The sequence below is a fragment of the Streptomyces kebangsaanensis genome, from assembly GCF_001906585.1.
GTDB lineage: Bacteria > Actinomycetota > Actinomycetes > Streptomycetales > Streptomycetaceae > Streptomyces > Streptomyces kebangsaanensis.
Genome location: NZ_JUJA01000070.1, coordinates 43803 through 67059, shown reverse-complemented (window position 1 = coordinate 67059; position 23257 = coordinate 43803). Strand labels below are relative to the sequence as shown.

The following is a 23257-nucleotide window of genomic DNA, read 5'->3' as shown; positions in this document are numbered from 1 at the left end:
GAGCCGGTCCAGCTCGATCTGCGCCGCGTCCATGCCCGCCTCGTCCAGCGTGCCGTCGGCCTCCGCGCCCACCAGCAGGCACAGCGTCACCAGGTCGGGCCGCTCGGACCGCGCCTCCTCGGCGAACCGGCGGCGCAGCTCGGCGGAGCGTTCGGGCGGCGGGGGGTAAAGGGGACGCATGGCAGCCTCGTGCCCTTCCACGGCGATCGCTACGACCGCCCGGAGCCGGAGCCCGGCTCGCGGTAATGGTGGTACGCGTGGTGCGCGGAGAAGCCCAGCGCGCCGTACAGCGCCCGTGCCGCCGCGTTGTCGGTCTCGACCTGCAGCCAGGCCGCCGACGCCCCCTCGTCGAGGGCCCGGCGGGCGAGCGCGGCCAGCACGGTGGTGGCCAGGCCGCGCCGCCGCAGCGCCGGATCCACCTCGACTGCGGCGAAGGACGCCCACCGCCCGTCGACGACACACCGCCCGATCGCCGCGGGCACACCGCCCTCGCCGGGCACGCTCGCGAACCACACCGACGGTCCGCCGCCCAGCACCTTCAGCGCCACCTCGCTCACCCCTTTGCGCCGGTACCGCGCAAGCCACGCCTCGTCGGCCGTGCGGGACAGCACGACCCCGGATCCCTCGGACCGGTCCGCGACCGGCGCGAGCGCCCCGGTCCACAGCTCGGCGCTCACCTCGCGCACCCAGCCCCGCCGCTCCAGCTCCGCGCACAGCAGTTCCTGCGCGCCCTCGGCGCCGGTGGCGGTCTGGACGTACGCGGGCAGGCCGCGCTCGCCGTACCAGCGTCGTACGGCGGCCAGTGCCCCGTCGAGCGGAAGGCCCGGGTCGCCGAGCGGCAGCACCGAGTTGGCCCGCCGGGTGAACCCTCCGGCGGCCCTCAACTCCCAGTCGCCCAGCCGCTCGCTCTCCACCGGCGGCCAGGCCCGCGCCGCGACACGCGCGAGCTCGTCGTACGGGGCGGCCGGACCCCGGCGCCGGGCCGGTGCGGCCGGTACGACCTTGCCCGCGACCAGGGAGGATTCCGCGATGCGGACGGTTTCGCCGCTCTTCCGTGTGATCACCAGCACACCGTTGTCCCACGACGTGAGAACACCGACCGTGTCGGTGAACCTCGCGCCCGGCGTGCCGGGTTCGCCCAGGCGCCGTACGGAGACCCGTTTGCCCACGTCAGCGGTGGTGATACGGACCTCAAGGCGCCCTGCAGCCGATATTTCCACGGGTCTGTCCACCCCTCCTGTTCGGATCATGCCCCGGAACGGAGATACTAGGGGCGGGCATCGACGACGCCGCGCTCCCGCGCGCCAGGCGGCGGAGCCTGTGGAGGCCCGCCAGCGCCCTATCGAGGAGGAACGACAGCGTGACCTACGTCATCGCGCAGCCTTGTGTCGACGTCAAGGACAAGGCGTGCATCGAGGAGTGCCCGGTCGACTGCATCTACGAGGGCCAGCGGTCCTTGTACATCCACCCGGACGAATGCGTCGACTGCGGAGCCTGCGAACCGGTCTGCCCGGTCGAGGCGATCTTCTACGAGGACGACACTCCGGAGGAGTGGAAGGACTACTACAAGGCGAACGTCGAGTTCTTCGACGAGCTCGGCTCCCCCGGCGGCGCCAGCAAGCTCGGGCTGATCGAGCGCGACCACCCGATCATCGCCGCGCTGCCGCCGCAGGCGTAACCAGTCGTCAAGCGGCCCGCACACCGCGCCGCCTCGGTCCCGTACGGCCTGATCGCTCCCAGCGTTCCGACCGCCGCACGGGACCGAGGCGTTTGCCGTAGCAGAAAGTGAGCCTGATCCCCGTGTCCGCAGTCTCCGACCGGCTTCCCGCGTTTCCCTGGGACAAGCTGGAGCCGTACAAGAAGACGGCCGCGGCCCATCCGGACGGCATCGTCGACCTGTCGGTCGGCACCCCGGTGGACCCGGTCCCCGAGCTGATCCAGAAGGCGCTGGTCGCGGCGGCGGACTCCCCGGGCTACCCCACCGTGTGGGGCACGCCCGAGCTGCGCGACGCGATCACCGGCTGGGCCGGGCGCCGCCTCGGCGCGCGCGGGGTCACCCACCGGCACGTCCTGCCGGTCGTCGGCTCCAAGGAACTGGTCGCCTGGCTCCCCACCCAGCTGGGCCTGGGCCCCGGCGACAAGGTGGCGTACCCGCGCCTGGCCTACCCCACCTACGAGGTCGGCGCCCGCCTGGCCCGCGCGGACCACGAGGTCTACGACGATCCGACGGACCTGGACCCGGCGGGCCTGAAGCTGCTGTGGCTGAACTCGCCCTCCAACCCCACGGGCAGGGTCCTGGGCAAGGAGGAACTCACCCGGATCGTCGCCTGGGCCCGCGAGCACGGCGTCCTCGTCCTCTCCGACGAGTGCTACCTGGAGCTGGGCTGGGAGGCGGACCCGGTCTCGGTGCTCCACCCGGACGTGAACGGCGGCTCGTACGACGGCATCGTCGCCGTCCACTCCCTCTCCAAGCGCTCCAACCTGGCCGGCTACCGCGCCGCGTTCCTGGTCGGCGACCCGGCCGTCCTCGGCCCGCTGCTGGAGATCCGCAAGCACGGCGGCATGATGACCTCGGCGCCCACGCAGGCGGCGGTGGTGGCCGCCCTGGGCGACGACACCCACGTCCGCGAGCAGCGCGAACGCTACGCCGCCCGCCGTACGGTCCTCCGCCGGGCCCTGCTCTCCCACGGCTTCCGCGTCGAGCACAGCGAGGCGAGCCTCTACCTCTGGGCCACGAGGGACGAGTCCTGCTGGGACACGGTCGCCCATCTGGCCGACCGGGGCATCCTGGTCGCCCCGGGCGACTTCTACGGCGCGGCGGGCGCCCACTTCGTACGCGTGGCCCTGACCGCCACGGACGAGAGGGTGGCGGCGGCAGCGGCACGGCTGGGCGACGGCCCGCGCTGACTCGCGCCGACGGCCGGTCGTGCTCGCGCCGGCGGCTGGTCGTGGTGGTGCTGACCGAGCCGGCGTTCCGCTTCGCGCCGGCGGCCGGTCGTGCTCGCGCTAACGGGCGGTCGTGGTGATGCTGACCGAGCCCGCGTCCCGCTCCGCCCCGGCGGCCCCCCGCGTCGCCACCGCCCGCCACCGGTCGTCGGTCGTCCCCGCCGTCCACTCCTGGCCGGCGTACGAGACCCGCTCGATGCGCAGCGCGGAGGCGTTGGCCACCGCCCAGTGCGCGAGCTGCCACCCCCGCTGCCGGGCACTGCGCCCGGCGGCGGCCGTGTCGGCGGCGGGCACGGGCAGGGTCACGGTCCGTTCCCCGGCGCCCGAGCCCGCACTCCGGCCGGGCGTGGGCGCCGGCGATGGGCCGCCGTCCCCCACCTCCGCGCCGGCCTCCTGCACCACGTCCCGTCCGAAGTCCCGTACGAGCGCGGAGCGCACCGCGTCCGGACCGGTGATCCGGGTGGTACCGGGGCGGCCCTGGCAGGTCAGCGTGGCCACGGAGCGCCCGGTGAGCGCGGCGGCGAGCAGCGTGGCGTCCGGCTCGTGCTTGGCGTACGCCTGCGGGAAGCCGCTGCGCTGCACACGCTGGGCTGCCACGGTGAGCGGCAGCCTCGTGTAGCCGGGGACCTTGGCCAGGTGGTCGTAGAAGATCCCCGCCGAGTACGACGGGTCCATGATCTCCTCCGGCGTGCCCCAGCCCTGCGAGGGCCGCTGCTGGAACAGGCCGAGCGAGTCCCGGTCGCCGTAGTCGATGTTGCGCAGGGCCGACTCCTGCAGCGCGGTGGCCAGCGCGATGGTCACCGCGCGCTCGGGCATGCCGCGCCCGGTGCCCACGGCCGCGATCGTCGCCGCGTTCACCGCCTGCTCCGGCGTGAACCGGTACGAGGCGCCGTCCTCCTTGCCGGAGACGACCTCGCAGCCCGGACCCCCGGTGCGTCCGGTGAGGAACTGCACCGAGAGGTAGCCCGCGAGGGCGAGCAGGACGGCGGAGGCGGCCCCGAACCGGAGGAGGCGGCCACGACGCTTGGGGGAGGGGGACGGGTCGCGCACGTCTCCAAGGTACTTGAGGCCGCAGGGGCTGTTGAGCCAGGTGTGGACAATTGGGTGGCGGCGCGGGGACGAATCGGCGGGNCGGGTTAGGGTCGACGGCATGGCCGATACCCCGCTTGACCTCACGCTGGACGCCGCGCGCCTGACCGCGCGGCTCGTCGACTTCCCCTCGGAGAGCGGTACGGAGAAGCCGCTGGCCGACGCGATCGAGGGCGCGCTGCGCGAGCTGCCGCACCTGACGGTGGACCGCTTCGGCAACAACGTCGTGGCCCGGACGGACCTGGGCCGGTCCGAGCGGGTGATCCTGGCCGGCCACATCGACACCGTCCCGATCGCCGACAACGTGCCGTCCCGGCTGGACGAGGACGGGGTGCTCTGGGGCTGCGGCACCTGCGACATGAAGTCCGGCGTGGCGGTGCAGCTGCGCATCGCGGCCACGGTCCCGGCCCCCAACCGCGACCTGACCTTCGTCTTCTACGACAACGAGGAGGTCGCCGCCGAGCTGAACGGCCTCAAGCACGTCGCCGAGGCGCACCCGGAGTGGCTGGAGGGCGACTTCGCTGTGCTGCTGGAACCCTCCGACGGCGAGGTCGAGGGCGGCTGCCAGGGCACCCTGCGGGTGCTGCTGAGGACGGGCGGCGAGCGGGCCCACTCGGCGCGCGGCTGGCTGGGCTCCAACGCCATCCACGCCGCCGCGCCGATCCTGCAGCGCCTCGCCGCGTACGAGCCGCGCCGGCCGGTGATCGACGGCCTGGAGTACCGGGAGGGCCTGAACGCGGTCGGGATCTCCGGCGGGGTGGCGGGCAACGTCATCCCCGACGAGTGCGTGGTCGCGGTCAACTTCCGCTACGCCCCGGACCGCACCGAGGAGGAGGCGGTCGCCCACGTCCGCGAGGTCTTCGCGGACTGCGGGGTCGAGGAGTTCGTGATCGACGACCACAGCGGCGGTGCCCTGCCGGGCCTGAACCACCCGGCCGCGGCGGCGTTCATCGAGGCGGTCGGCGGCACCCCGCGGCCCAAGTACGGCTGGACGGACGTCTCGCGCTTCTCGGCGCTGGGCATCCCCGCGGTCAACTACGGCCCCGGCAACCCGCACTTGGCGCACAAGCGGGACGAGCGGGTGGACACGGCCAGGATCCTCGCGGGCGAGGAGCGGCTGCGGGCCTGGCTGACGAGCTGACCGGTGCCGCGGGGGCGGCCGGTACGGGCCGTACGGGTCGTTACGGGCCATTACGGACCGTACGGCGTTTCATGGCGGACAGTCCGACGTCCCCCGCCCGTAACCCGCGTGGATCTACGCTGAGGTGGAACGTCCTTTCCCCGAGCTCTCGGCTTCACTCGAGCAGGGGAGACCCCAACCGGAGGGAGCGTACATGCCAACAGGCAACCCCGAGGGCAAGAAGCAGCCACCGGACGAGCAGCGCCTCGGGCCGGTCCTCCGGCGCCGGGACCAGGTCCAGCCGAGCACCACGGACCAGCGGCTGCTGGACGAGCGCGCCCCCAGCGACTGGGTCCACACGGACCCCTGGCGCGTCCTGCGCATCCAGTCGGAGTTCATCGAGGGCTTCGGCACGCTCGCCGAACTCCCGCCCGCGATCAGCGTGTTCGGCTCGGCCCGGACCCAGGCGGACACACCGGAGTACGAGGCCGGGGTCCGGCTGGGCCGGGGCCTGGTCGAGGCGGGCTTCGCGGTGATCACGGGCGGCGGCCCGGGCACCATGGAGGCGGCGAACAAGGGCGCGCTGGAGGCCGGGGGCCTCTCGGTGGGCCTGGGCATCGAGCTGCCCTTCGAGCAGGGGCTGAACCCCTACGTCGACATCGGCCTCAACTTCCGCTACTTCTTCGTCCGCAAGCTGATGTTCGTCAAGTACGCGCAGGGCTTCGTGGTCCTGCCCGGCGGCCTCGGCACCCTGGACGAACTCTTCGAGGCCCTCACCCTCGTCCAGACCCAGAAGGTCACCCGCTTCCCGATCGTGCTCTTCGGCACCTCCTACTGGGGCGGCCTGGTCGACTGGCTCACCCACACCCTCATCGCCGAGGGCAAGGCGGCGAAGGCGGACCTCACCCTGTTCCACGTGACGGACGACGTGGAGGAGGCGGTGGCGCTGATGTCCAAGGAGGCGGGCAAGTAGCCCAGAGGGGCGGCGGGGGGCGGAAAGCCCTACGCCAGCCCCCGCCGGGCGACCGCCGGCGGCCGGTGCCCCGCGATGGACGCCACCATGTCCACCACCTGCCGGGTCTCGGCAACCTCGTGCACCCGGTACACCTGCGCCCCCAACCAGGCCGAGACAGCCGTGGTGGCCAACGTCCCCACCAGCCGCTCCTTCACCGGCTTGTCCAACGTCTCGCCCACGAAGTCCTTGTTGGACAAGGACACCAGCACCGGCCATCCGGTGGCGACCATCTCGCCCAGCCGCCGGGTGGCCTCCAGGCTGTGCCGCGTGTTCTTCCCGAAGTCGTGCCCGGGATCGATCAGCACCGACTCCCGGGGCACGCCCAGCGCCACCGCCCGCTCGGCGAGCCCCACGGTCACCCGCAGGACGTCGGCCATGACGTCGTCGTACGCCACCCGGTGCGGCCGGGTCCGCGGCTGCGCGCCGCCCGCGTGCACGCACACCAGCCCGGCCCCGTACCGCGCCGCGACCTCGGCGAGCCGCGGGTCCACCCCGCCCCACGCGTCGTTCAGCAGGTCGGCCCCCGCCTCGCAGACCGCCTCGCCGACGTCGGCCCGCCAGGTGTCGACGCTGATGACCACGTCGGGGAACCGCCGCCGCACCTCGGCGACGAAGCCGACCGTCCGCCGCGCCTCCTCCTCGGCGGTCACCTCCTCACCGGGCCCGGCCTTCACCCCGCCGATGTCGATGATCGCCGCGCCCTCGGCGACCGCCTGCTCCACGCGCGCGAGGGCCGGCTCGTCGCGGAAGGTCGCCCCCCGGTCGTAGAAGGAGTCCGGGGTCCGGTTCACGATCGCCATGATCACCGGCTCGTGCGCGTCGAACTCACGCCTGCCCAGCCTGAGCATCCCCTGCGACCTCCTCGTACGTCCCGGGTACATCCCGGTCCTCGACCGCCTGTGACCCTAACCGTCGGCGTCGCATGGCACGATCGGACCCACACACGTACGACAGACTCCGGACTCCGTGGGGACCCCAGCGATGGTTATGTTCTTGTTCCTGGTCGTCGCGCTCGCCGTCGTGGTCGCCGCGGTGACCCTCGCGGTGGTCGGCGGCGGAGAGGGCACCGGGCCGCTGCCCGAGGCCGAGCCGGAGCGGTTCCGGGACCCGCTGCCGCCGGACCGCCCGGTGAACCGTGCGGACGTGGAGGGCCTGCGCTTCCCGCTCGCCGCCCGGGGCTACCGCATGGCGGACGTGGACGACGCCCTCGGCCGCCTCGGCGCCGAGCTCGCCGAGCGCGACGCGCGGATCGCCGACCTGGAGTCCGTGCTGGCCGGCGCCCGGGCCGCCGCCGCTCCCGTACGCCTGGCCAAGCCCGAGCCGGAGGACCAGCAGTGACGGACGGCACGGCGACGATCGGCACGGCGACGGACGGCCCGGCGACGGCCGGTGCCGCGGTCGCCGGTCCGGACGGGGCCCTGCGCTGCCCGTGGGCGCTGTCCGCGGCGGACTACGTGACGTACCACGACGAGGAGTGGGGCCGCCCGGTCCACGGCGACGACGCGCTCTTCGAACGCCTCGCGCTGGAGGCCTTCCAGTCCGGCCTGTCCTGGATCACCATCCTGCGCCGCCGCACCGGCTTCCGCGCCGCCTTCGCCGGCTTCCGGATCCCGGCGGTGGCGGACTTCACGGACGCCGACCGCGAACGGTTGCTCGCCGACCCGGGCATCATCCGCAACCGCGCCAAGATCGACGCGACGCTCGCCAACGCGCGCGTGCTCGCCGGCTGGTCCCCCGGCGAGCTGGACGCCCTGATCTGGTCCCACGCCCCCGACCCGGCCGGCCGCGGGGTCCCGAAGACCCTCTCCGACGTCCCGGCGGTCACCCCCGAGTCCACGGCCCTGTCCAAGGCCCTGAAGAAGCGCGGGCTGCGCTTCGTCGGCCCGACGACGGCGTACGCCCTGATGCAGGCGTGCGGCCTGGTCGACGACCACCTCGCGGACTGCGCGGCACGCCGCCCCTGACGTCGGCCGGCAGGGGCGGCACCGGGAACGGGCGGGTCAGCGGCCCAGGTACTTCGGCTTCTCCTTGCTCACGAACGCCTGTACGGCGATCGTGTGGTCCTCGGACCGCCCCGCCCGCGTCTGGAGCTCGTCCTCCTTCTCCAGGGCCTCCTCCAGGGAGTGCGTCAGGCCGTATGCCACCGACTCCTTCAGCGCCGCGTACGCCACCGTCGGACCCTCGGCCAGCGCCCGCGCCACCTTCCCGGCCTCGGCCCGCAGCTCGGCGGCCGGCACGATCCGGTTGGCGATGCCCAGCTCGTAGGCCTCCTGGGCGGTGATGCTGCGCGGGAAGAGCAGCAGGTCGGTGGCCCGGGAGGGGCCGACCACCCGCGGCAGGGTCCAGGAGATGCCGGAGTCGGCGGTGAGCGCGACCCCCGCGAAGGACGTGTTGAAGGACGCCGTGTCCGCCACGATCCGGTAGTCGGCGGCGAGCGCGAAGCCGAAGCCCGCCCCGGCCGCGACCCCGTTCACCGCGGCGACCACCGGCTTCGGCGCGCCCGCCAGCGCCCGCACGACCGGGTTGTAGTGCTCCCGCACGGTGCGCATCGTCTGCCCCGCCCCGGTCTCCCGGTCGGCGGCCAGCAGGCCGATGTGCTCCTTGAGGTCCTGGCCCACGCAGAACGCACGGTCCCCGGCGGCGGTCAGCAGCACCGCGCGTACGGCGTCGTCGTCCGCCGCGGACCGGGCCGCGTCCCGGAGGGCGACCTTGGTGGCGACGTCCAGCGCGTTCATCGCCTCGGGACGGTTCAGCGTGATCGTCGCGAGCCCGTCGCTCACCTCGTAGAGCACGGTGTCGGTCATGGGGCATCCCCTCCGGTGTCGCTGTTGTACTGGTCGGTAGGTCCTGTGTCCGAAGGACAGCATGACGGAGATCACCGGCCGCGGCGCGGGGTGGACGTGTGACCTGCGTCAAAGAATTCAGGGGGGTCCGCCACCGCCGGGTGTGCGTGCGGGCGCGCAGTATCGCAGTCACATCGCCGAATTGAGTGGTTTTGCTCGCGCGCGTTGCCCAAGCGATGCCTACTGATGTTGGTCATCGGGTCCTGGGATGCGGGATAATGGCTGGGAAGCAATGTGTTCGATGCCGGTGACGCGTGTCCTGGCCCGTTCAGGACGGGGATCGCGCGCGTGCCCTCACGGTGGGCCGTCGGCTTTGACGATGAGCTGGGTTTCAGGAAGGGGAACGAGCATGGCGGCCATGAAGCCGCGGACGGGTGATGGCCCGCTCGAGGTGACCAAGGAGGGGCGGGGCATCGTCATGCGCGTTCCGCTCGAAGGCGGCGGTCGACTCGTCGTCGAGCTGACCCCTGACGAGGCCGACGCGCTCGGCGACGCCCTCAAGAAGGTCGTCGGCTGACGCGCGAGCGACCACAGCCTTTCAGCTGCCCCGGCATCGTACGCGGTGTCGGGGCAGTTGCTTGTCAGGGGGCGGGGACGCGTCGTCGGCGGATGCGAGGTCCGGACGCCGGGGCGCTCAGCGTTTGACCGCGCACAGCAGACCGTCGCCCACCGGCAGCAGCGACGACACCAGGTCGGGGCTCTCGCGCACCGTGCGCAGCAGCTCCCGCAGCCGCAGGACCTCCGTCGGCTGCGGCCCGGAGTCCACCGTCCGCCCGTGCGCGAAGACGCCTTCGAAGGCGACGAGGCCTCCCGGGCGCAGCAGGCGCAACGATTCAGCGAGGTACTCGGGGAACTCCAGCCGGTCGCCGTCGCAGAAGACGAGGTCGTATCCCGCGTCCGCGAGCCGGGGCAGCACGTCGAGGGCGCGGCCGGGGATGAAGCGGGCGCGGTTGGCGGCGAAGCCGGCGGCGCGGAACGCCTGGCGGGCGAACTGCTGGTGCTCAGGCTCGGGGTCGACGGTGGTCAGCACCCCGTCCGGCCGCATGCCGTGCAGCAGGTGGATCCCGGAGACCCCGGTGCCGGTACCGATCTCCGCGACCGCCTTCGCGTCCACGGTGGCGGCCAGCAACCGCAGCGCGGCGCCCGCGCCGGGCGACACCGGGCGCAGCCCCGCCTCATGGGCCCTCTCGCGGGCCCAGAGCAGCGCGTCGTCCTCGGCGACATAGGCGTCGGCGAACGCCCAGCTCGTCTGCCGGTTGCCGGTAATGGCCCTCTCCTGTCCCGTGGAAGCCTGGGCGTGACTGTATCCGTTGGGGCCGGGAACCCGCAGATGGGACCGGTCGTTCAAAGGGATGAGGAAGTTGCCCGGGAGGCGACGGCGGCGCGGATGGGGGGTATGGGATGGATCGGGACACCGGCCAAGTGCTGACGCAGCCGCACGAGCCGGGCGAGCACGTGTCAAATTCTCGTAAAACTGCTTATCCGGAGCTAACGGACGAGGTGGGTATGGTAGGGGCTCCATTGGACACCACCAGAGCCGACAGGGGAGGTGCGGCTGCGCCTGTGGATCGGGGAGGAGTGCTGCGGCGCTTTCTCGGGTCGGCGGGCAGGCCGAAATCTGTGACCGACACCGCTGCTGACTCGAACCACGCCGCCGAATCCGTTCAGACCGCGACCTTCTCCACCGACGCGGACGGGCAGGCGTGGACTCCGCCCACCTGGGAGGAGATCGTCAGCACGCACAGCGGTCGCGTCTACCGCCTCGCCTACCGCCTCACGGGCAACCAGCACGACGCCGAGGACCTCACCCAGGAGGTCTTCGTCCGCGTCTTCCGCTCCCTGTCGACCTACACGCCGGGCACGTTCGAGGGCTGGCTGCACCGCATCACGACGAACCTGTTCCTGGACATGGTCCGCCGCAAGCAGCGCATCCGCTTCGACTCGCTCGGCGACGACGCGGCCGAGCGGCTGGCCAGCAAGGAGCCGACGCCGCAGCAGCTGTTCAACGACGCGCACTTCGACGCGGACGTCCAGCAGGCCCTCGACACCCTCGCGCCCGAGTTCCGCGCCGCGGTCGTCCTGTGCGACATCGAAGGGCTGTCGTACGAGGAGATCGCCGCGACCCTCGGCGTCAAGCTCGGCACGGTCCGCTCCCGCATCCACCGCGGCCGCTCCCAGCTGCGCAAGGCCCTTGCGCACCGCTCGCCCCAGGCGCGGGCCGAGCGTCGCGGCTTCGTGCCCCGGGTCCCCGCGCTGGGGGGAGGAGGCGCGACCGCGTGAGTGGATCACGACCTGATCCCGCGGGACGCCTCGCGGAACAGCACCTGGGAGACCGTCTCGCCGCCCTGGTCGACGGAGAGCTCGGTCATGACGCGCGCGAGCGCGTCCTGGCGCATGTGGCCACCTGCCCGAAGTGCAAGGCGGAGGTCGACGCACAGCGCCGTGTGAAAAACGTCTTCGCCCAGGCGGCCCCACCGCCCCCCTCCGAGAGCTTCCTGGCCCGTCTGCAGGGCCTTCCCGGGGGTGATGCCGACGGCGACGGCTCGCCGCTGGGCGGGGGAGGGCTGCCCGGCGGACTCTCCGGACGCCCCGGGGTGTTCGGGGTGAAGCGCGGTGAGCGGTTCGAGTTCGGCTACGTGCCGGCCCGGCCGCATGCCGACGCACCGGCCGACGCCGCCGAGGACCGCGGCTTCCGGATCCATCCGGTCGGCCGTGCCGACGGCGAGCGGTCCGCCTCGCGCGGGCTGCGGTTCGCGTTCGTCGCCGCCGGGGCGGTGTCGCTGGCCGCGGTCGCGCTCGGCGGGCTGACCAACGGCATGACGGGCGGCGCGGAGGCGCGTGGCGGCTCGGGCAAGGGCAGCAACGTGACTCCGGCGCGTACGGGGGGCACGGCGGCGGTGCCGGGCTCCGAGAACCCGCGGCGCCGTCAGTCGGCCGTGCCGCTGCCGGCACAGGGGCAGCGGTCGTCCGACGGGACGCCGTTGGCGCCGACCTCGCTGTCCGCGCCGTTGCTGCCGGGTGTCGTACCGCCCGGCGCCGGACGGATGCAGGACGTGATGTACACGCCGACCACGCCGATGGTCGGCGGTGCGGCCGTGACGTCCCCGCTGATACGCCTGCTCACCGCGACACCGCCCATCTCCCCGACCTCCCGGTCCACGGACCCGGGGTTCACGGTCCCCGGCCCGCTCAGCACGCCCTCTCCCTCGGCCTCCTCCGGCACGGCGCCCTGACCGGTCCCTGCGCGACGGGCCGCGAACCTGGTTGAATCCACAGGTCGCGCCCATGACACCGGTCCGGGCGCGGAGCCGTGCCGCGACCCGCTGTGGGGAGAACATGAACGAGCGGAAGCCCACCCGCCCGAAGTGGTGGAACCGAGTCCCTCCGGGAGAGTGGCCGCATCCGGCCGCTCCGGAGGACGCGACTTCGGGCGGGGAGGTGACCGACGGGACGGCCGGCGATCCGGCCGCGGCTTCCACCGGCGGCGCGGCCGAGGACACGGCCCCCACGCAGGCCGCCGCGCCCCGGAGCGCCGATGCCGACGGCGACTACGAACTGGAACGGCCCCTCGCGGGTCCGGGCGGCGGCGACGGCGACTTCGCACTCGCCCCGGCGGCCGACGGCACGCAGGACGCCTCCGCGGCGCCCCGCACCCCGGAGGAGCCCGCGGTGTCCGCCCCCGTCGGCCCCTCCGCCGAGCAGCCCAGGCCCCTGCACGACCCCGACCCCTACAACACCCCGCCCTATGGCGAACCGGGCCCCTGGGCCCCCGCCCCTCCGGTGCAGCACCCGGCGGTCGCGTCCGCCACCGCCGCGTCCGCCCCCACCTCGTCCGCCCCGTATCCCGGCATGCCGACGGCTCCGGGCTCCGCACCCGTGGGTCCACCGGCGGCGGAGAGCGCGCCGCAGGCCTCGTCCGCGGCGGATGTCCCCCCGCACGGCCCGTCGGCCCAGGGGGGTGCCGATTTCCACGGCATGCCGGCGGCTCCGGGCTCCGCACCCGTGGGGGCCACGGCGGCGGAGAGCGCCCCGCAGGGCCCGCCCGCCGCGGACGTCCCGCCGCACGGCTCGCCGGGCCGGGCACCGGCCGATCCGCACGGTGGGCCCGTCGCCGGCGCCGGTCCCTGGGCGCGTTACGACCCCTGGGCCCGGGGGCAGGCCGCCGCGCCGCTGCAGCAGAGCGGGGCCGGGGTGCTCAGCGCGGAACAGCGGCACCGGCGGGTGACGCGGGCGCTGGTGGGCGGGGCCGTGGTGCTCGCGCTGGCGTCCGGCCTGCTCGGCGGGCTGGCCGGGGCGTACTTCGAGCGCAACGGCGGTGTGGGGACCGTGGAGCTGCCGCAGGCCGGGAAGGAGCCCGTCGGGCGCGCCCCGGACAGCGTGGCCGGGATCGCCGCCCGTGCCCTGCCCAGCGTGGTGACGCTGCACGTCAGAGGCTCCGGCGAGCAGGGCACCGGCACCGGGTTCGTGCTCGACCGCCTCGGTCACATCCTCACCAACAACCACGTCGTGGAGAACGCCGCCTCCGGCGGGGACATATCGGTGACCTTCAGCGGCGGCCAGACCGCCAAGGCCCGGATCATCGGCCGGGACACCGGCTACGACCTCGCCGTCGTCCAGGTCCGCGGCGTCCGCGGCCTGACCCCCCTGCCCCTCGGCAACTCCGACAACGTGCAGGTGGGCGACCCGGTCGTCGCCATCGGCGCACCCTTCGACCTCGCCAACACCGTCACCTCCGGCATCGTCAGCGCCAAGGAACGCCCCATCACGGCCGGCGGCGAGAAGGGCGACGGCAGCGACGTGTCGTACGTCGACGCCCTGCAGACCGACGCCCCGATCAACCCCGGCAACTCCGGCGGCCCCCTCCTCGACGCCCAGGGCCGGGTCGTCGGCATCAACTCCGCCATCCGCTCCGCCGACACCGGCTCCGACCTGCAGACCGGCCGGGCCGGCTCCATCGGCCTCGGCTTCGCCATCCCCGTGAACCAGGCCAAGCGGGTCGCCGAGGAGCTGATCAGAACGGGCAGGGCCAGCCACCCGGTGATCGGCGTGACCCTGGACATGAACTACACCGGCGACGGCGCGCGGGTGAACACCAAGGGCCGTGACGGCGGCCCCCCGGTCACCCCCGGCGGCCCCGGAGCCAAGGCCGGCATCCAGGCCGGCGACGTCATCACCGCGGTGAACGGCCGGCGCGTCCACTCGGGCGAGGAGCTGATCGTCAAGACGCGCGCCCACCGCCCCGGCGACCGACTGGAGCTGACCGTCGTGCACGACGGAAGGGAGCGGAAGGTCTCCCTCGTGCTCGGGTCCTCGAACGGCGGCTGACCGAATCGGGACAGATGCCGCGGCGAACCCGGCGTGTACACGCGGTCCGACACCTCGGGGCAGTACCGGTCGGACGCATCCGCCGGGTACCGTGGTTCCGGCCCGGACCACGGAAGAGACCCGCACAGACCGGACCGCCCGAGGGCCGAGGACCGAGGACATCGCAAGGAGCTTCAGGTGTTCAACGACATAGGACCGCTCGAGCTGGTGACGATCGTCATCGTGGCCGTGCTCGTGTTCGGTCCGGACAAGCTCCCGAAGGTCATCCAGGACGTGACGCGCACGATCCGGAAGATCCGTGATTTCTCGGAGAGCGCCAAGCAGGACATCCGCAGCGAGCTCGGTCCGGAGTTCAAGGACTTCGAGTTCGAGGACCTCAACCCCAAGACGTTCCTCCGCAAGCAGCTGGAGAACGACGAACTGGGGCTGAAGGAGATCCGCAACGGCTTCGACCTGAAGAAGGAGATGACCGACCTCACGGACACGGTGCACGGCCACGAGTCCGCGTCCTCCGGTTCCTCCGTGTCCTCCTCGGCCTCGTCCGGCGGCCGGATCGACATGACCAAGAAGCCCGAGGCCCTGGGCCGCGACGAGCGCCCGCCCTTCGACGCGGACGCCACCTGAGCCGCCCGGGCCGCCGCGGACCCCCGCGCATCCGCGACCCACGCGCCGGGCGGCTCCCCGGCTGCCCGAAGCGGGATGGATATGCTGCCGAGTCGTTGTGCGGACCGGACGAGTACGCCCGAAGGGGGGCGGGCCACCGTCGGTCCGGCGAGAGCGAGGAGGCGTCCGGGTACATGGAGACGACGAGTCGGGCAGGCGCGCAGGCGCCGGCCGCGGAGGGCGGACAACGGTTCCCCTTCGCCCGGCGCACGGTCGACGGCTACCTGCTGGCGCCCTTCCCGTGGTACGGCCTCGACGAGGCCTTCACGGGGCCGCGCTGGCTGATGCAGGTCGGCACCTCGGCCGACGGTGCCGTGGAACACGGCTCGACCGGGCACGGCGACGAGCCCTCCGTGCGCAACGAGCACGTGTCGGGGTCGCCGGACGAGCCCAAGGAGAAGTTCGCGGTCGTCGTCACCGTCGCCGCCCACCCCGTACGGCGCCTCGCCGACGGCACCGGCCAGCTGGAGGCCACCTCCGTCTCCTCGGCGGCCTGGCTTGCCGGGGTCGGGCTGCTGTCCGTCACCTGGCCCATCCAGATGGACCACACCCTGCGGGACGACTGGCTGGAGCAGCAGACGGAGACCGCGTGGGTGCTCGCCGACGACCTGACGAGCTCGGCCTGGTCGATGCTCTCCCTGCCCGTGGACGGCGTCCCGACGCCCTTCCACTACCGCGAGTCGGAGTTCGGCTGGGTGCTCGCCGGCTCGACCCGGGAGGGCGTCCACGTGGGCGCGTACGGCAGGGGCATGAGCGCGTACGGACTCGGCTTCGCCGTGATCAAGGACATCAACGCGTACGCCTGACCGGCGGGACCGGGTCGAAGAAGGGGGCGCCCCCTGAGCGGCGCCCTCTCCCCCCAGGTCACCGGGCCGCCGGGCGGTCGGCGGGTCCTGCGCGGCGTGCCACGCTCGCGTGCCCGTGTGGTGCGGCCACGTGTTCGGCACGGCCCCGCACCCCGTCGCCCCCGTGGCCGGAGAGCCGCCGACTCCGCCCGGCACGGTGCCGGGCGCCGCGTGGCCGACCCGCTGGACGGCCGGTGGGGCGCGTGTGGTGTGCCACGCTCCGCGCGGCGGGAGCGCGTGTGTGACGCCGGCTCGTACTCCTTGGGTGCTGTGGTCGCAGGCCTGTCGGTTCCGCCAGGCACGGTGCCGGGCGGACGGCGGGGCGCGTGCGGTGTGCCCTGCCCGCGCGCCGGTGGCGCCGCCCGCCTGGCCCTGCTCCGTGGTCGGCGGGCTCCGCGTGGCTTGTCACGCCCGTGCGGTGGGGCGTGTGCCGCGCCCCCGGTGGTGGGGCCGTGCGTGCGGCACGGCCCTGTGCCCGTCGACCCCGTGCCCCGTCGGCCCGTGGCCGGAAAGTCGCCGGCCCCGCCGGCCCGCGACGGGCGTCGCGGGCCGACGGGGCCGGCTTCCCGGGCAGGTGGGCGTCAGAACTTGTTCTTCGGGGTGATGCCCAGCGACAGCCCCGCCAGGCCCCGCTGACGGCCCCCCAGCTTGCCGGCGATCGCGCGCAGGGCCGAGCCCGCCGGGGAGTCCGGGTCGGCCAGGACGACCGGCTTGCCCTCGTCGCCGCCCTCGCGCAGCCGGACGTCGATCGGGATGGAGCCGAGCACCGGGACCGTCGCACCCGTGGTGCGGGTCAGACCGTCGGCGACCCGCTGGCCGCCGCCCGTGCCGAAGACGTCGACCATCTCGCCGCAGTGCGGGCAGGGCAGCCCGGACATGTTCTCGACCACGCCGACGATCTTCTGGTGGGTCTGCACGGCGATGGAGCCCGCCCGCTCGGCCACCTCGGCCGCCGCCTGCTGAGGCGTCGTCACGACCAGGATCTCGGCGTTCGGGACCAGCTGGGCCACGGAGATCGCGATGTCACCGGTGCCGGGCGGCAGGTCCAGCAGGAGGACGTCCAGGTCGCCCCAGTACACGTCCGAGAGGAACTGCTGCAGCGCCCGGTGCAGCATCGGACCGCGCCAGACCACCGGCGCGTTGCCCGGGGTGAACATGCCGATGGAGATGACCTTCACACCGTTCGCCGACGGCGGCATGATCATGTTCTCGACCTGGGTCGGACGGCCGTCCGCGCCCAGCATCCGCGGCACGCTGTGGCCGTAGATGTCGGCGTCGACCACGCCCACCTTCAGCCCGTCGGCCGCCATCGCCGCCGCCAGGTTCACCGTCACCGAGGACTTGCCGACGCCGCCCTTGCCGGAGGCGACCGCGTACACCCGGGTGAGGCTGCCCGGCTTGGCGAAGGGGACCTCGCGCTCGGCCTGGCCGCCGCGCAGGGCCGCCGCCAGCTCACGGCGCTGCTCGTCGCTCATCACGTCCAGCGAGACGTCGACGCGGGTGACACCCTCGACGCGCGAGACCGCGTCGGTCACCCGCTGTGTGATCGTCTCGCGCATCGGGCAGCCGGAAACCGTCAGGTACACGGTGACCGCGACCGCACCGTCCGCGCCGATCTCCACCGATTTGACCATGCCGAGCTCGGTGATGGGCCGGTGGATCTCGGGATCGTCAACCGTCGCCAGCGCTTCGCGCACCGCGTCTTCCGTAACCATAAGGACGATGGTACGGCGACCGGCGGGGGAGCAGCCCTCCTGTCAGTGGTCGTTCACGTCACGTCCGCCCGGGTGCTCCACCGGGAACACCCCGGGCCGGTGCCCGTCGGCGCTTCTCAACTCCACCTCCTTGAACAGGTCCTGCAGTTCCGAGCGGATCCAGTCGCGGGTCGCCACCTCGCCCAGGCCCATGCGCAGCGCGGCGATCTCCCGGGTCAGGTACTCGGTGTCGGCGATCGACCGCTCGTCCTGCTTGCGGTCCTGTTCGAGGTTGACCCGGTCCCGGTCGTCCTGCCGGTTCTGCGCCAGCAGGATCAGCGGGGCGGCGTAGGAGGCCTGCAGGGACAGCGCCAGGGTCAGGAAGATGAACGGGTACTCGTCGAACCGCAGATGCCGTGGCGCGGCCACGTTCCACGTGATCCAGACGATGATCACCACCGTCATCCAGACGATGAACCGCCCGGTGCCCAGGAAGCGCGCGATGCGCTCCGACAGCCGTCCGAAGGCGTCCGGGTCCCACTCCGGCAGCAGCCGGCGCCGCGGCGGGCGCGGCTGGTCCAGCCGGGTGGCCCGCGGCCGCCCGGCGGCGGTGGCCCCCGCCGGGAGCCGCTCGCGGGTGCTCTCGCGCTCAGCGGGCATCGGTGGCCACCCCCTTCTCGTCCAGGTGGTACTCCGTCTCCCGCCAGTCGTCCGGCAGCATGTGGTCCAGGACGTCGTCCACGGTGACCGCGCCCAGCAGCGACCCGGACTCGTCGACGACGGGCGCCGCCACCATGTCGTACGTCGCGAAGAACCCGGCCACGACCGGCAGCGCGGCGTCGGGGGCCAGCGGCAGCAGGTCGTCGTCGAGCATCGAGCCGACGAGGGTGTAGGGCGGGTCGCGCAGCAGCCGCTGGAAGTGCACCGTGCCCAGGTACTTGCCGGTCGGCGTCTCCTCGGGCGGACGGCAGACGTAGACCTGGGCGGCCAGCGCGGGGGAGAGGTCGCGGTTGCGGACCCGGGCCAGGGCGTCGGCGACGGTGGCGTCCGGGCGCAGCACGATCGGCTCGGGGTTCATCAGACCGCCCGCCGTGCGCTCCTCGTACGACAACAGCCGGCGCATGTCGGCCGCGTCGGCGGGCTGCATCAGGCCCAGCAGCCGCTCCTGCTCCTCCTCGGGCAGTTCGGCGAGCAGGTCGGCGGCGTCGTCCGGGTCCATGGCCTCCAGGACGTCGGCCGCGCGTTCGCCCTTCAGCTTGCCCAGGATCTCGATCTGGTCGTCCTCCGGGAGCTCCTCGAGTACGTCGGCGAGGCGGTCGTCGTCCAGGGCGGCGGCGACCTCCGCGCGCCGCTTGGACGACAGGTGGTGCAGCACGTTGGCGAGGTCGGCGGGGCGCAGCTGCTCGAAGGTGGCGAGCAGGCTCTCCGCGCCCTGTCCGTGCTCCTCCAGCGAGAAGCCGGTGACCGCGGACCACTCCACCGTCAGCGTCTCTCCCCGGTTGCGCCGGAACGCGCCGCCCTTGCGTCCCTTGCGGGCGAAGACCCGGTCGATCTCCCAGTCCCGGCGGGCGGGCAGCTGCTGCACCGACACGTCCAGGACGGTGACCTCCTCGCCCGTGTCCACGAGCGTCACCCGCCGGTCGAGCAGTTCGCCGAAGACGAGCCGTTCGGTGGGCCGTTGCTCGAAGCGCCGGACGTTGAGCACGCCGGTGGTGATGACCTGTCCGGACTCGATGCTCGTCACCCGGGTCATGGGCAGGAAGATACGGCGCCGGGTGGGGAGTTCGACGACCAGCCCGAGCAGGCGGGGCGGCCGGCGCCCGACGCGCAGCATGACGACCAGATCCCGCACGCGCCCCACCTGGTCGCCCGCCGGGTCGAAGACGGCGGCGCCGGAAAGGTGCGAGAGGAAGATCCGGGGGGCGCCCGCTGCCATGAACGCGCCTCCTTTGCGTGGCTCCGTGAGCTCGTGGCTCCGTCTCGTTGGCTTTGTCTCGTTGGCTCTGTGCCGCGTGATGCGTGACGTACGTACTGGGTTCCTTTTCCCAAATGCCCGCTCAGGTGGGCTTCAGGCTAGCCCGTCCCTCGTGGATACGGGCTGGTGAGGGTGGTGGACGGTCTGACTCCGCCCGCCCCGCGCGGCACCGGTACGCTGCCGTACGCCGCTCAGGACTCCCCTCAGAAAGGCAGCACCGCCTGTGACTGCGATTCCCCAGGGCCGTACTCGCCGGACCGCGCTGACGAGCGCGCTGTGCGCTGTGGTCGTCGTCGTGGGCGCGGGTCTGACGGGGTGCTCCGAGGACCCGGACGCCGGCACCAACGGGGTGGGCAAGCTGCCGGCCGAGCAGATCCAGGCCAGGACGCGGACGGCGGCCGGGTCCGCGGACACCGTGCACCTGTCCGGGAACGTGGTCAGCAACGGCCGTACGTACCGGCTCGACATGCGGCTGAAGGCCGACGGCGGCTCCGGCTCGGTGACCTCCGAGGGGGTGACCTTCGGGCTGCTGAGGGTCGGGGAGCAACTGTTCCTGAAGGCGGACGCCGGGTTCTGGGGCCAGGTCGACGACAACGGCAAGGGCACCGGGGCCGCCGACAAGCTGGACGGCAAGTACGTGAAGGTGCCGCAGGGCGACCCCGCGTACCAGCGGTTCAGCGGCTTCACGGACAAGGACGTCCTCCTCGACGGTCTGCTGACCCTGCACGGCACGCTGACGAGGGACGGCCACCACGAGCGGTCCGGCGTCCGCACGATCCGCATCGCCGGCGGCCAGGGCAGCGGCGGCACCCTGGACGTCTCCCTGGAGGGCGAGCCCTACCCCCTGCACCTGAAGCGCGCGGGCGGCGCGGGGACCCTGACCTTCTCGGAGTGGGGCAAGGACTTCCCCCTGGCCCAGCCGGAGAAGAGCGAGACCGTCGACTACGGCAAGCAGCTGCCGACGTCCTGACGCCTCTGCCACCGGTACTCATCTCCCACCGGTACTCATCTCCCACCGGTACTCGTCGCCCGCCGGCAGTCGTCTCCCGTCGGGCCGCTACTTCCCCCGCCGCTTCCTCATCAGCAGCCGCGGCAGCCCCGCCGGGACCGGCCGACGGGTCGTCGCCGGTGTCGGCAGCGGGGCCTCGGCCAGCGAACCCTCCGGCAGCGGCGCCGTCGCCCCCGTCGGCTCCAGCCGCAGCACCCGGCACTCCCGGGCCCACCGCCGCGTCATGGCCTCGCCGTCGGGCGCGTTGAGCCGCTTGCCCTTCAGCTCGGCCACCGCCGCCTGCCAGCCCTCCGAGTCCGGCGCGAGCTCCACGACCCTCGCGGCCCAGGTGACCAGGCGGCCGCCCTTGTCCTTGCTGCGCACCGTCACCTCGGCACCGGCCCCGTCGGCCAGCCCCGGCAGCGGCTGCTCGCCGGGCCCGTCGCCGACCAGGCACGCCGCGCCCTCGTGCCAGACGTGCCACAGGGCACGCGCCGGGACGCCGGGGCCCTTGACCCAGATGAGGCCGGACTTCTTGGTGGCCTCCTCGACGAGGGCCCGGTCGAGCAGCTCACTTGTCATGGCAGAAAGACTAACCAGCCCGCTCACAGCCAGCCGTTGCGCTTCAGCGCGCGGTGGATGCCCAGACAGATCCCGGCCATGATGGCCACGATCAGCGGATAGCCGTACTTCCAGTGCAGCTCGGGCATGTGGTCGAAGTTCATGCCGTACACCCCGCACACCATCGTCGGCACGGCGATGATCGCGGCCCAGGACGTGATCTTGCGCATGTCCTCGTTCTGCGCGACGGACGCCTGCGCGAGGCTGGCCTGGAGGATGGAGTTGAGCAGTTCGTCGAAACCGGTGACCTGCTCCTGCACCCGGGCCACGTGGTCGGCCACGTCCCGGAAGTACTTCTGGATGTCCGGGTCGATCAGCCGCATCGGCCGCTCGCTCAGCAGCTGCATGGGCCGCAGCAGCGGCGACACCGCCCGCTTGAACGCCAGCACCTCGCGCTTGAGCTGGTAGATCCGCCCGGCGTCGGCGCCGCGCGGGGTGCCGCCCCGGCCCGGCGAGAACACCTCCGTCTCCACCTCGTCGATGTCGCCCTGCAGGGCGTCCGCGACCGCCATGTAGCCGTCGACGACGTGGTCGGCGATGGCGTGCAGCACCGCCGAGGGGCCCTTGGCCAGCAGCTCGGGGTCCTCCTGCAGCCGGTGCCGCAGCGCGCGCAGCGAGCCCTTGCCGCCGTGCCGGACGGTGATGAAGAAGTCCCGGCCGGTGAAGCACATGACCTCGCCGGTCTCCACGATCTCGCTGTTGGCGGTGAGCTTGTCGTGGTCGAGGTAGTGGATGGTCTTGAAGACGGTGAACAGGGTGTCGTCGTAGCGCTCCAGCTTGGGCCGCTGGTGGGCCGTGACCGCGTCCTCCACGGCCAGCGGGTGCAGCCCGAACTCCCCGGCGATACCGGCGAATTCGGCCTCGGTCGGCTCGTGCAGACCGATCCACACGAAGCCGCCGTCGCGCCGCACCAGGCGCATCGCCTCCTGCGGGGTGAGCGGCCGTTCGGTCTCGACGCGGGCGCCGTCGCGGTAGACGGCGCAGTCGACGACGGCGGAGGGCGTCGCGGGGGAGTGCGCGGTGTCGTACGTGCACTCGCCCTTGCGCGCGGCCGTACGGGAGGGGCGGACCACGGCACGCAGGTCGCGGATCATCGACATGGCGGGGCTCCTTCGCAGCGAGCAACGAGGGGCCGCCGACGCCGGTTGGAACTGCCCGGAATGAGGACGTCCTTGCCGTGGAGATGTTTGGCACGTCCACAAAGCGGGGAGCACCGCACCGTCGCGGTGGCACGGGCTTCGTTGCTGATTCGGATCGGGCGGATCGTTCGGATCAGGCAGACGAAACGAGCGCTCTTCCGTCCGACACGCGCCAGGGCACAGAGGCGACCAGGGCACGAAAGCGAGAGGTGGCAGCCGGCCGGAGCCAGGACAACTACATCAGCGGCGGGAAGAGCGGGTGCTACTGCACGGTCGACTTCGGTCCATGACAGCCCCACCTCCTCCGGCCGGTCCCTCGTGAGGGAGTCCCTTCGGTGCCGGGGCTCGATCGCGATGCTTCTGCATGCTGCCCCGGGTGACCGATCAAGAGTATCAGCAGCCCGGTGTGTCAAGGCGCCGCTTTGCCCGGTGCTGACGAGTTCTATGCTCGCCGCATGGCTGATGTTCTTCCGCTGGTCGAGGCCCGGTTGCGTTCCGCGCTGGGCGAGCCGGACGCGCGCGCCGCGGTCACCTTCCTCGGCACGGACCGCATCGAGGTGCTGCGCTTCCGCGAGGGGGACATCGTCCGGTACGCCACCCTGGGCATGTCCGCCCACCCCATGACCGACCCCACGGCGATGCTCGCCGACCCGGTCAGGGGGCCGCGCGCCGAGCTGGTCCTCTCGGTGCGGACCGGCCTCGCCGACACCGACAAGGTGCTCCGCCCGCTCGCCGTGCTCGGCGCGTCCCCGCAGGTCGAGGGCGTGGTGGTGGCGCCGGGCGCCTCGCTGGACGTGGGCGGGCCGCTGTGGCCCGGTGCCCCCTTCACCTCGGTGCTGGTGGCCGAGCCGGGCGGCCTGGTGGAGGACCTGGAGCTCGACGGGCCGATGGAGCCCGTACGGTTCCTGCCGCTGCTGCCGATGACCCCGAACGAGGCCGCCTGGAAGCGGGTGCACGGCGCGCAGGCCCTGCAGGAGCGCTGGCTGGCCGGCGG

General features: G+C 73.1%; 24 protein-coding genes and 1 pseudogene. 14 read left to right on the top strand and 11 right to left on the bottom strand.

Features of this window, described 5'->3' with window-relative positions; all coding sequences use genetic code 11:
- A pseudogene (locus RH94_RS46970) lies at positions 1-180 on the bottom strand (hypothetical protein); the annotation flags it as partial.
- Between the two features lie 29 nt (positions 181-209).
- Positions 210-1220: a GNAT family N-acetyltransferase gene (locus RH94_RS09995; RefSeq protein WP_073947264.1), complete on the bottom strand. Its 1011-nt coding sequence runs from the start codon at positions 1218-1220 to the stop codon at positions 210-212.
- Positions 1221-1360: 140 nt separating this feature from the next.
- Here RH94_RS09995 and fdxA point away from each other — a divergent pair, with 140 nt between their 5' ends.
- Both fdxA and RH94_RS09985 read left to right on the top strand, forming a co-directional pair.
- Positions 1361-1678, top strand: a complete 318-nt coding sequence (fdxA, locus tag RH94_RS09990; protein ID WP_073947263.1) for a ferredoxin — start codon at positions 1361-1363, stop codon at positions 1676-1678.
- Between the two features lie 122 nt (positions 1679-1800).
- On the top strand, positions 1801-2907 hold the full coding sequence (locus RH94_RS09985; protein WP_073947300.1) for a bifunctional succinyldiaminopimelate transaminase/glutamate-prephenate aminotransferase: 1107 nt from the start codon (positions 1801-1803) through the stop codon (positions 2905-2907).
- A 99-nt stretch (positions 2908-3006) separates the two neighbouring features.
- Here the strand turns inward: RH94_RS09985 and RH94_RS09980 are convergent, their stop codons facing one another.
- Entirely contained in the window at positions 3007-3996 is a 990-nt protein-coding gene (locus RH94_RS09980) for a heavy metal transporter (RefSeq protein ID WP_073947262.1), read from the bottom strand.
- A gap of 100 nt (positions 3997-4096) precedes the next feature.
- Between RH94_RS09980 and dapE the strand changes: the two genes are divergently transcribed.
- Positions 4097-5176 carry a succinyl-diaminopimelate desuccinylase gene (gene dapE, locus RH94_RS09975; protein ID WP_073947261.1) on the top strand — a complete coding sequence of 360 codons (1080 nt, stop codon included), beginning with the start codon at positions 4097-4099 and terminating at the stop codon, positions 5174-5176.
- Between the two features lie 193 nt (positions 5177-5369).
- Entirely contained in the window at positions 5370-6128 is a 759-nt protein-coding gene (locus RH94_RS09970) for an LOG family protein (protein WP_073947260.1), read from the top strand.
- Positions 6129-6157: 29 nt separating this feature from the next.
- Here the strand turns inward: RH94_RS09970 and folP are convergent, their stop codons facing one another.
- Positions 6158-7018 carry a dihydropteroate synthase gene (gene folP / locus RH94_RS09965; protein ID WP_073947259.1) on the bottom strand — a complete coding sequence of 287 codons (861 nt, stop codon included), beginning with the start codon at positions 7016-7018 and terminating at the stop codon, positions 6158-6160.
- A 133-nt stretch (positions 7019-7151) separates the two neighbouring features.
- On the opposite strand from folP, the gene RH94_RS09960 reads away from it, so the two are divergent.
- Both RH94_RS09960 and RH94_RS09955 read left to right on the top strand, forming a co-directional pair.
- Positions 7152-7508 (top strand): DivIVA domain-containing protein, encoded by a 357-nt coding sequence (locus RH94_RS09960; protein ID WP_073947258.1) that lies wholly within the window; start codon positions 7152-7154, stop codon positions 7506-7508.
- The gene (locus RH94_RS09955; RefSeq protein WP_324614257.1) at positions 7505-8134 is read left to right on the top strand and encodes a DNA-3-methyladenine glycosylase I; all 630 of its coding nucleotides are present in this window, start codon (positions 7505-7507) and stop codon (positions 8132-8134) included. The genes RH94_RS09960 and RH94_RS09955 overlap by 4 nt, the downstream gene beginning before the upstream one ends.
- Positions 8135-8170: 36 nt before the next feature.
- On the opposite strand, the gene chcB is transcribed toward RH94_RS09955, so the two are convergent.
- The gene (gene chcB, locus RH94_RS09950) at positions 8171-8974 is read right to left on the bottom strand and encodes a 2-cyclohexenylcarbonyl CoA isomerase (protein ID WP_073947257.1); all 804 of its coding nucleotides are present in this window, start codon (positions 8972-8974) and stop codon (positions 8171-8173) included.
- 388 nt (positions 8975-9362) lie between these two features.
- On the opposite strand from chcB, the gene RH94_RS09945 reads away from it, so the two are divergent.
- Positions 9363-9530 carry a DUF3117 domain-containing protein gene (locus RH94_RS09945; RefSeq protein WP_003966491.1) on the top strand — a complete coding sequence of 56 codons (168 nt, stop codon included), beginning with the start codon at positions 9363-9365 and terminating at the stop codon, positions 9528-9530.
- Positions 9531-9647: 117 nt separating this feature from the next.
- Here the strand turns inward: RH94_RS09945 and RH94_RS09940 are convergent, their stop codons facing one another.
- Positions 9648-10343, bottom strand: a complete 696-nt coding sequence (locus RH94_RS09940) for an O-methyltransferase (protein ID WP_073947298.1) — start codon at positions 10341-10343, stop codon at positions 9648-9650.
- A 248-nt stretch (positions 10344-10591) separates the two neighbouring features.
- Here RH94_RS09940 and sigE point away from each other — a divergent pair, with 248 nt between their 5' ends.
- The 5 genes from sigE (at position 10592) to RH94_RS09915 (ending at position 15807) form a co-directional block, all read left to right on the top strand.
- The gene (gene sigE, locus RH94_RS09935; protein ID WP_073947256.1) at positions 10592-11293 is read left to right on the top strand and encodes an RNA polymerase sigma factor SigE; all 702 of its coding nucleotides are present in this window, start codon (positions 10592-10594) and stop codon (positions 11291-11293) included.
- On the top strand, positions 11290-12246 hold the full coding sequence (locus RH94_RS09930; protein WP_073947255.1) for an anti-sigma factor family protein: 957 nt from the start codon (positions 11290-11292) through the stop codon (positions 12244-12246). Before sigE ends, RH94_RS09930 begins: the two co-directional genes overlap by 4 nt.
- Before the next feature lie 103 nt (positions 12247-12349).
- Positions 12350-14338: a S1C family serine protease gene (locus RH94_RS09925; RefSeq protein ID WP_073947254.1), complete on the top strand. Its 1989-nt coding sequence runs from the start codon at positions 12350-12352 to the stop codon at positions 14336-14338.
- Between the two features lie 177 nt (positions 14339-14515).
- On the top strand, positions 14516-14962 hold the full coding sequence (locus RH94_RS09920; protein WP_073947253.1) for a sec-independent translocase: 447 nt from the start codon (positions 14516-14518) through the stop codon (positions 14960-14962).
- Between the two features lie 173 nt (positions 14963-15135).
- Complete coding sequence (locus tag RH94_RS09915; protein WP_073947252.1) at positions 15136-15807, top strand: hypothetical protein; 672 nt, start codon at positions 15136-15138, stop codon at positions 15805-15807.
- Positions 15808-16427: 620 nt separating this feature from the next.
- Here the strand turns inward: RH94_RS09915 and RH94_RS09910 are convergent.
- From RH94_RS09910 to RH94_RS09900, 3 genes are read right to left on the bottom strand one after another with little or no spacing between them, the layout of a single operon-like run.
- Positions 16428-17561: an Mrp/NBP35 family ATP-binding protein gene (locus RH94_RS09910; RefSeq protein WP_073947251.1), complete on the bottom strand. Its 1134-nt coding sequence runs from the start codon at positions 17559-17561 to the stop codon at positions 16428-16430.
- Positions 17562-17603: 42 nt separating this feature from the next.
- Positions 17604-18200: a DUF1003 domain-containing protein gene (locus RH94_RS09905; protein ID WP_073947250.1), complete on the bottom strand. Its 597-nt coding sequence runs from the start codon at positions 18198-18200 to the stop codon at positions 17604-17606.
- The gene (locus RH94_RS09900; protein ID WP_073947249.1) at positions 18190-19476 is read right to left on the bottom strand and encodes a magnesium transporter MgtE N-terminal domain-containing protein; all 1287 of its coding nucleotides are present in this window, start codon (positions 19474-19476) and stop codon (positions 18190-18192) included. Before RH94_RS09900 ends, RH94_RS09905 begins: the two co-directional genes overlap by 11 nt.
- A 262-nt stretch (positions 19477-19738) precedes the next feature.
- Between RH94_RS09900 and RH94_RS09895 the strand changes: the two genes are divergently transcribed.
- Positions 19739-20485, top strand: a complete 747-nt coding sequence (locus RH94_RS09895) for a hypothetical protein (protein WP_073947248.1) — start codon at positions 19739-19741, stop codon at positions 20483-20485.
- Between the two features lie 87 nt (positions 20486-20572).
- Here RH94_RS09895 and RH94_RS09890 read toward each other — a convergent pair whose 3' ends face one another.
- Both RH94_RS09890 and RH94_RS09885 read right to left on the bottom strand, forming a co-directional pair.
- Positions 20573-21085 carry a hypothetical protein gene (locus tag RH94_RS09890; protein ID WP_073947247.1) on the bottom strand — a complete coding sequence of 171 codons (513 nt, stop codon included), beginning with the start codon at positions 21083-21085 and terminating at the stop codon, positions 20573-20575.
- A gap of 23 nt (positions 21086-21108) precedes the next feature.
- Positions 21109-22224: a magnesium and cobalt transport protein CorA gene (locus RH94_RS09885; RefSeq protein WP_073947246.1), complete on the bottom strand. Its 1116-nt coding sequence runs from the start codon at positions 22222-22224 to the stop codon at positions 21109-21111.
- Positions 22225-22718: 494 nt separating this feature from the next.
- Here RH94_RS09885 and RH94_RS09880 point away from each other — a divergent pair.
- Positions 22719-23257 (top strand): suppressor of fused domain protein (locus tag RH94_RS09880; protein WP_073947297.1); only part of this gene is annotated, 539 nt, incomplete at its 3' end.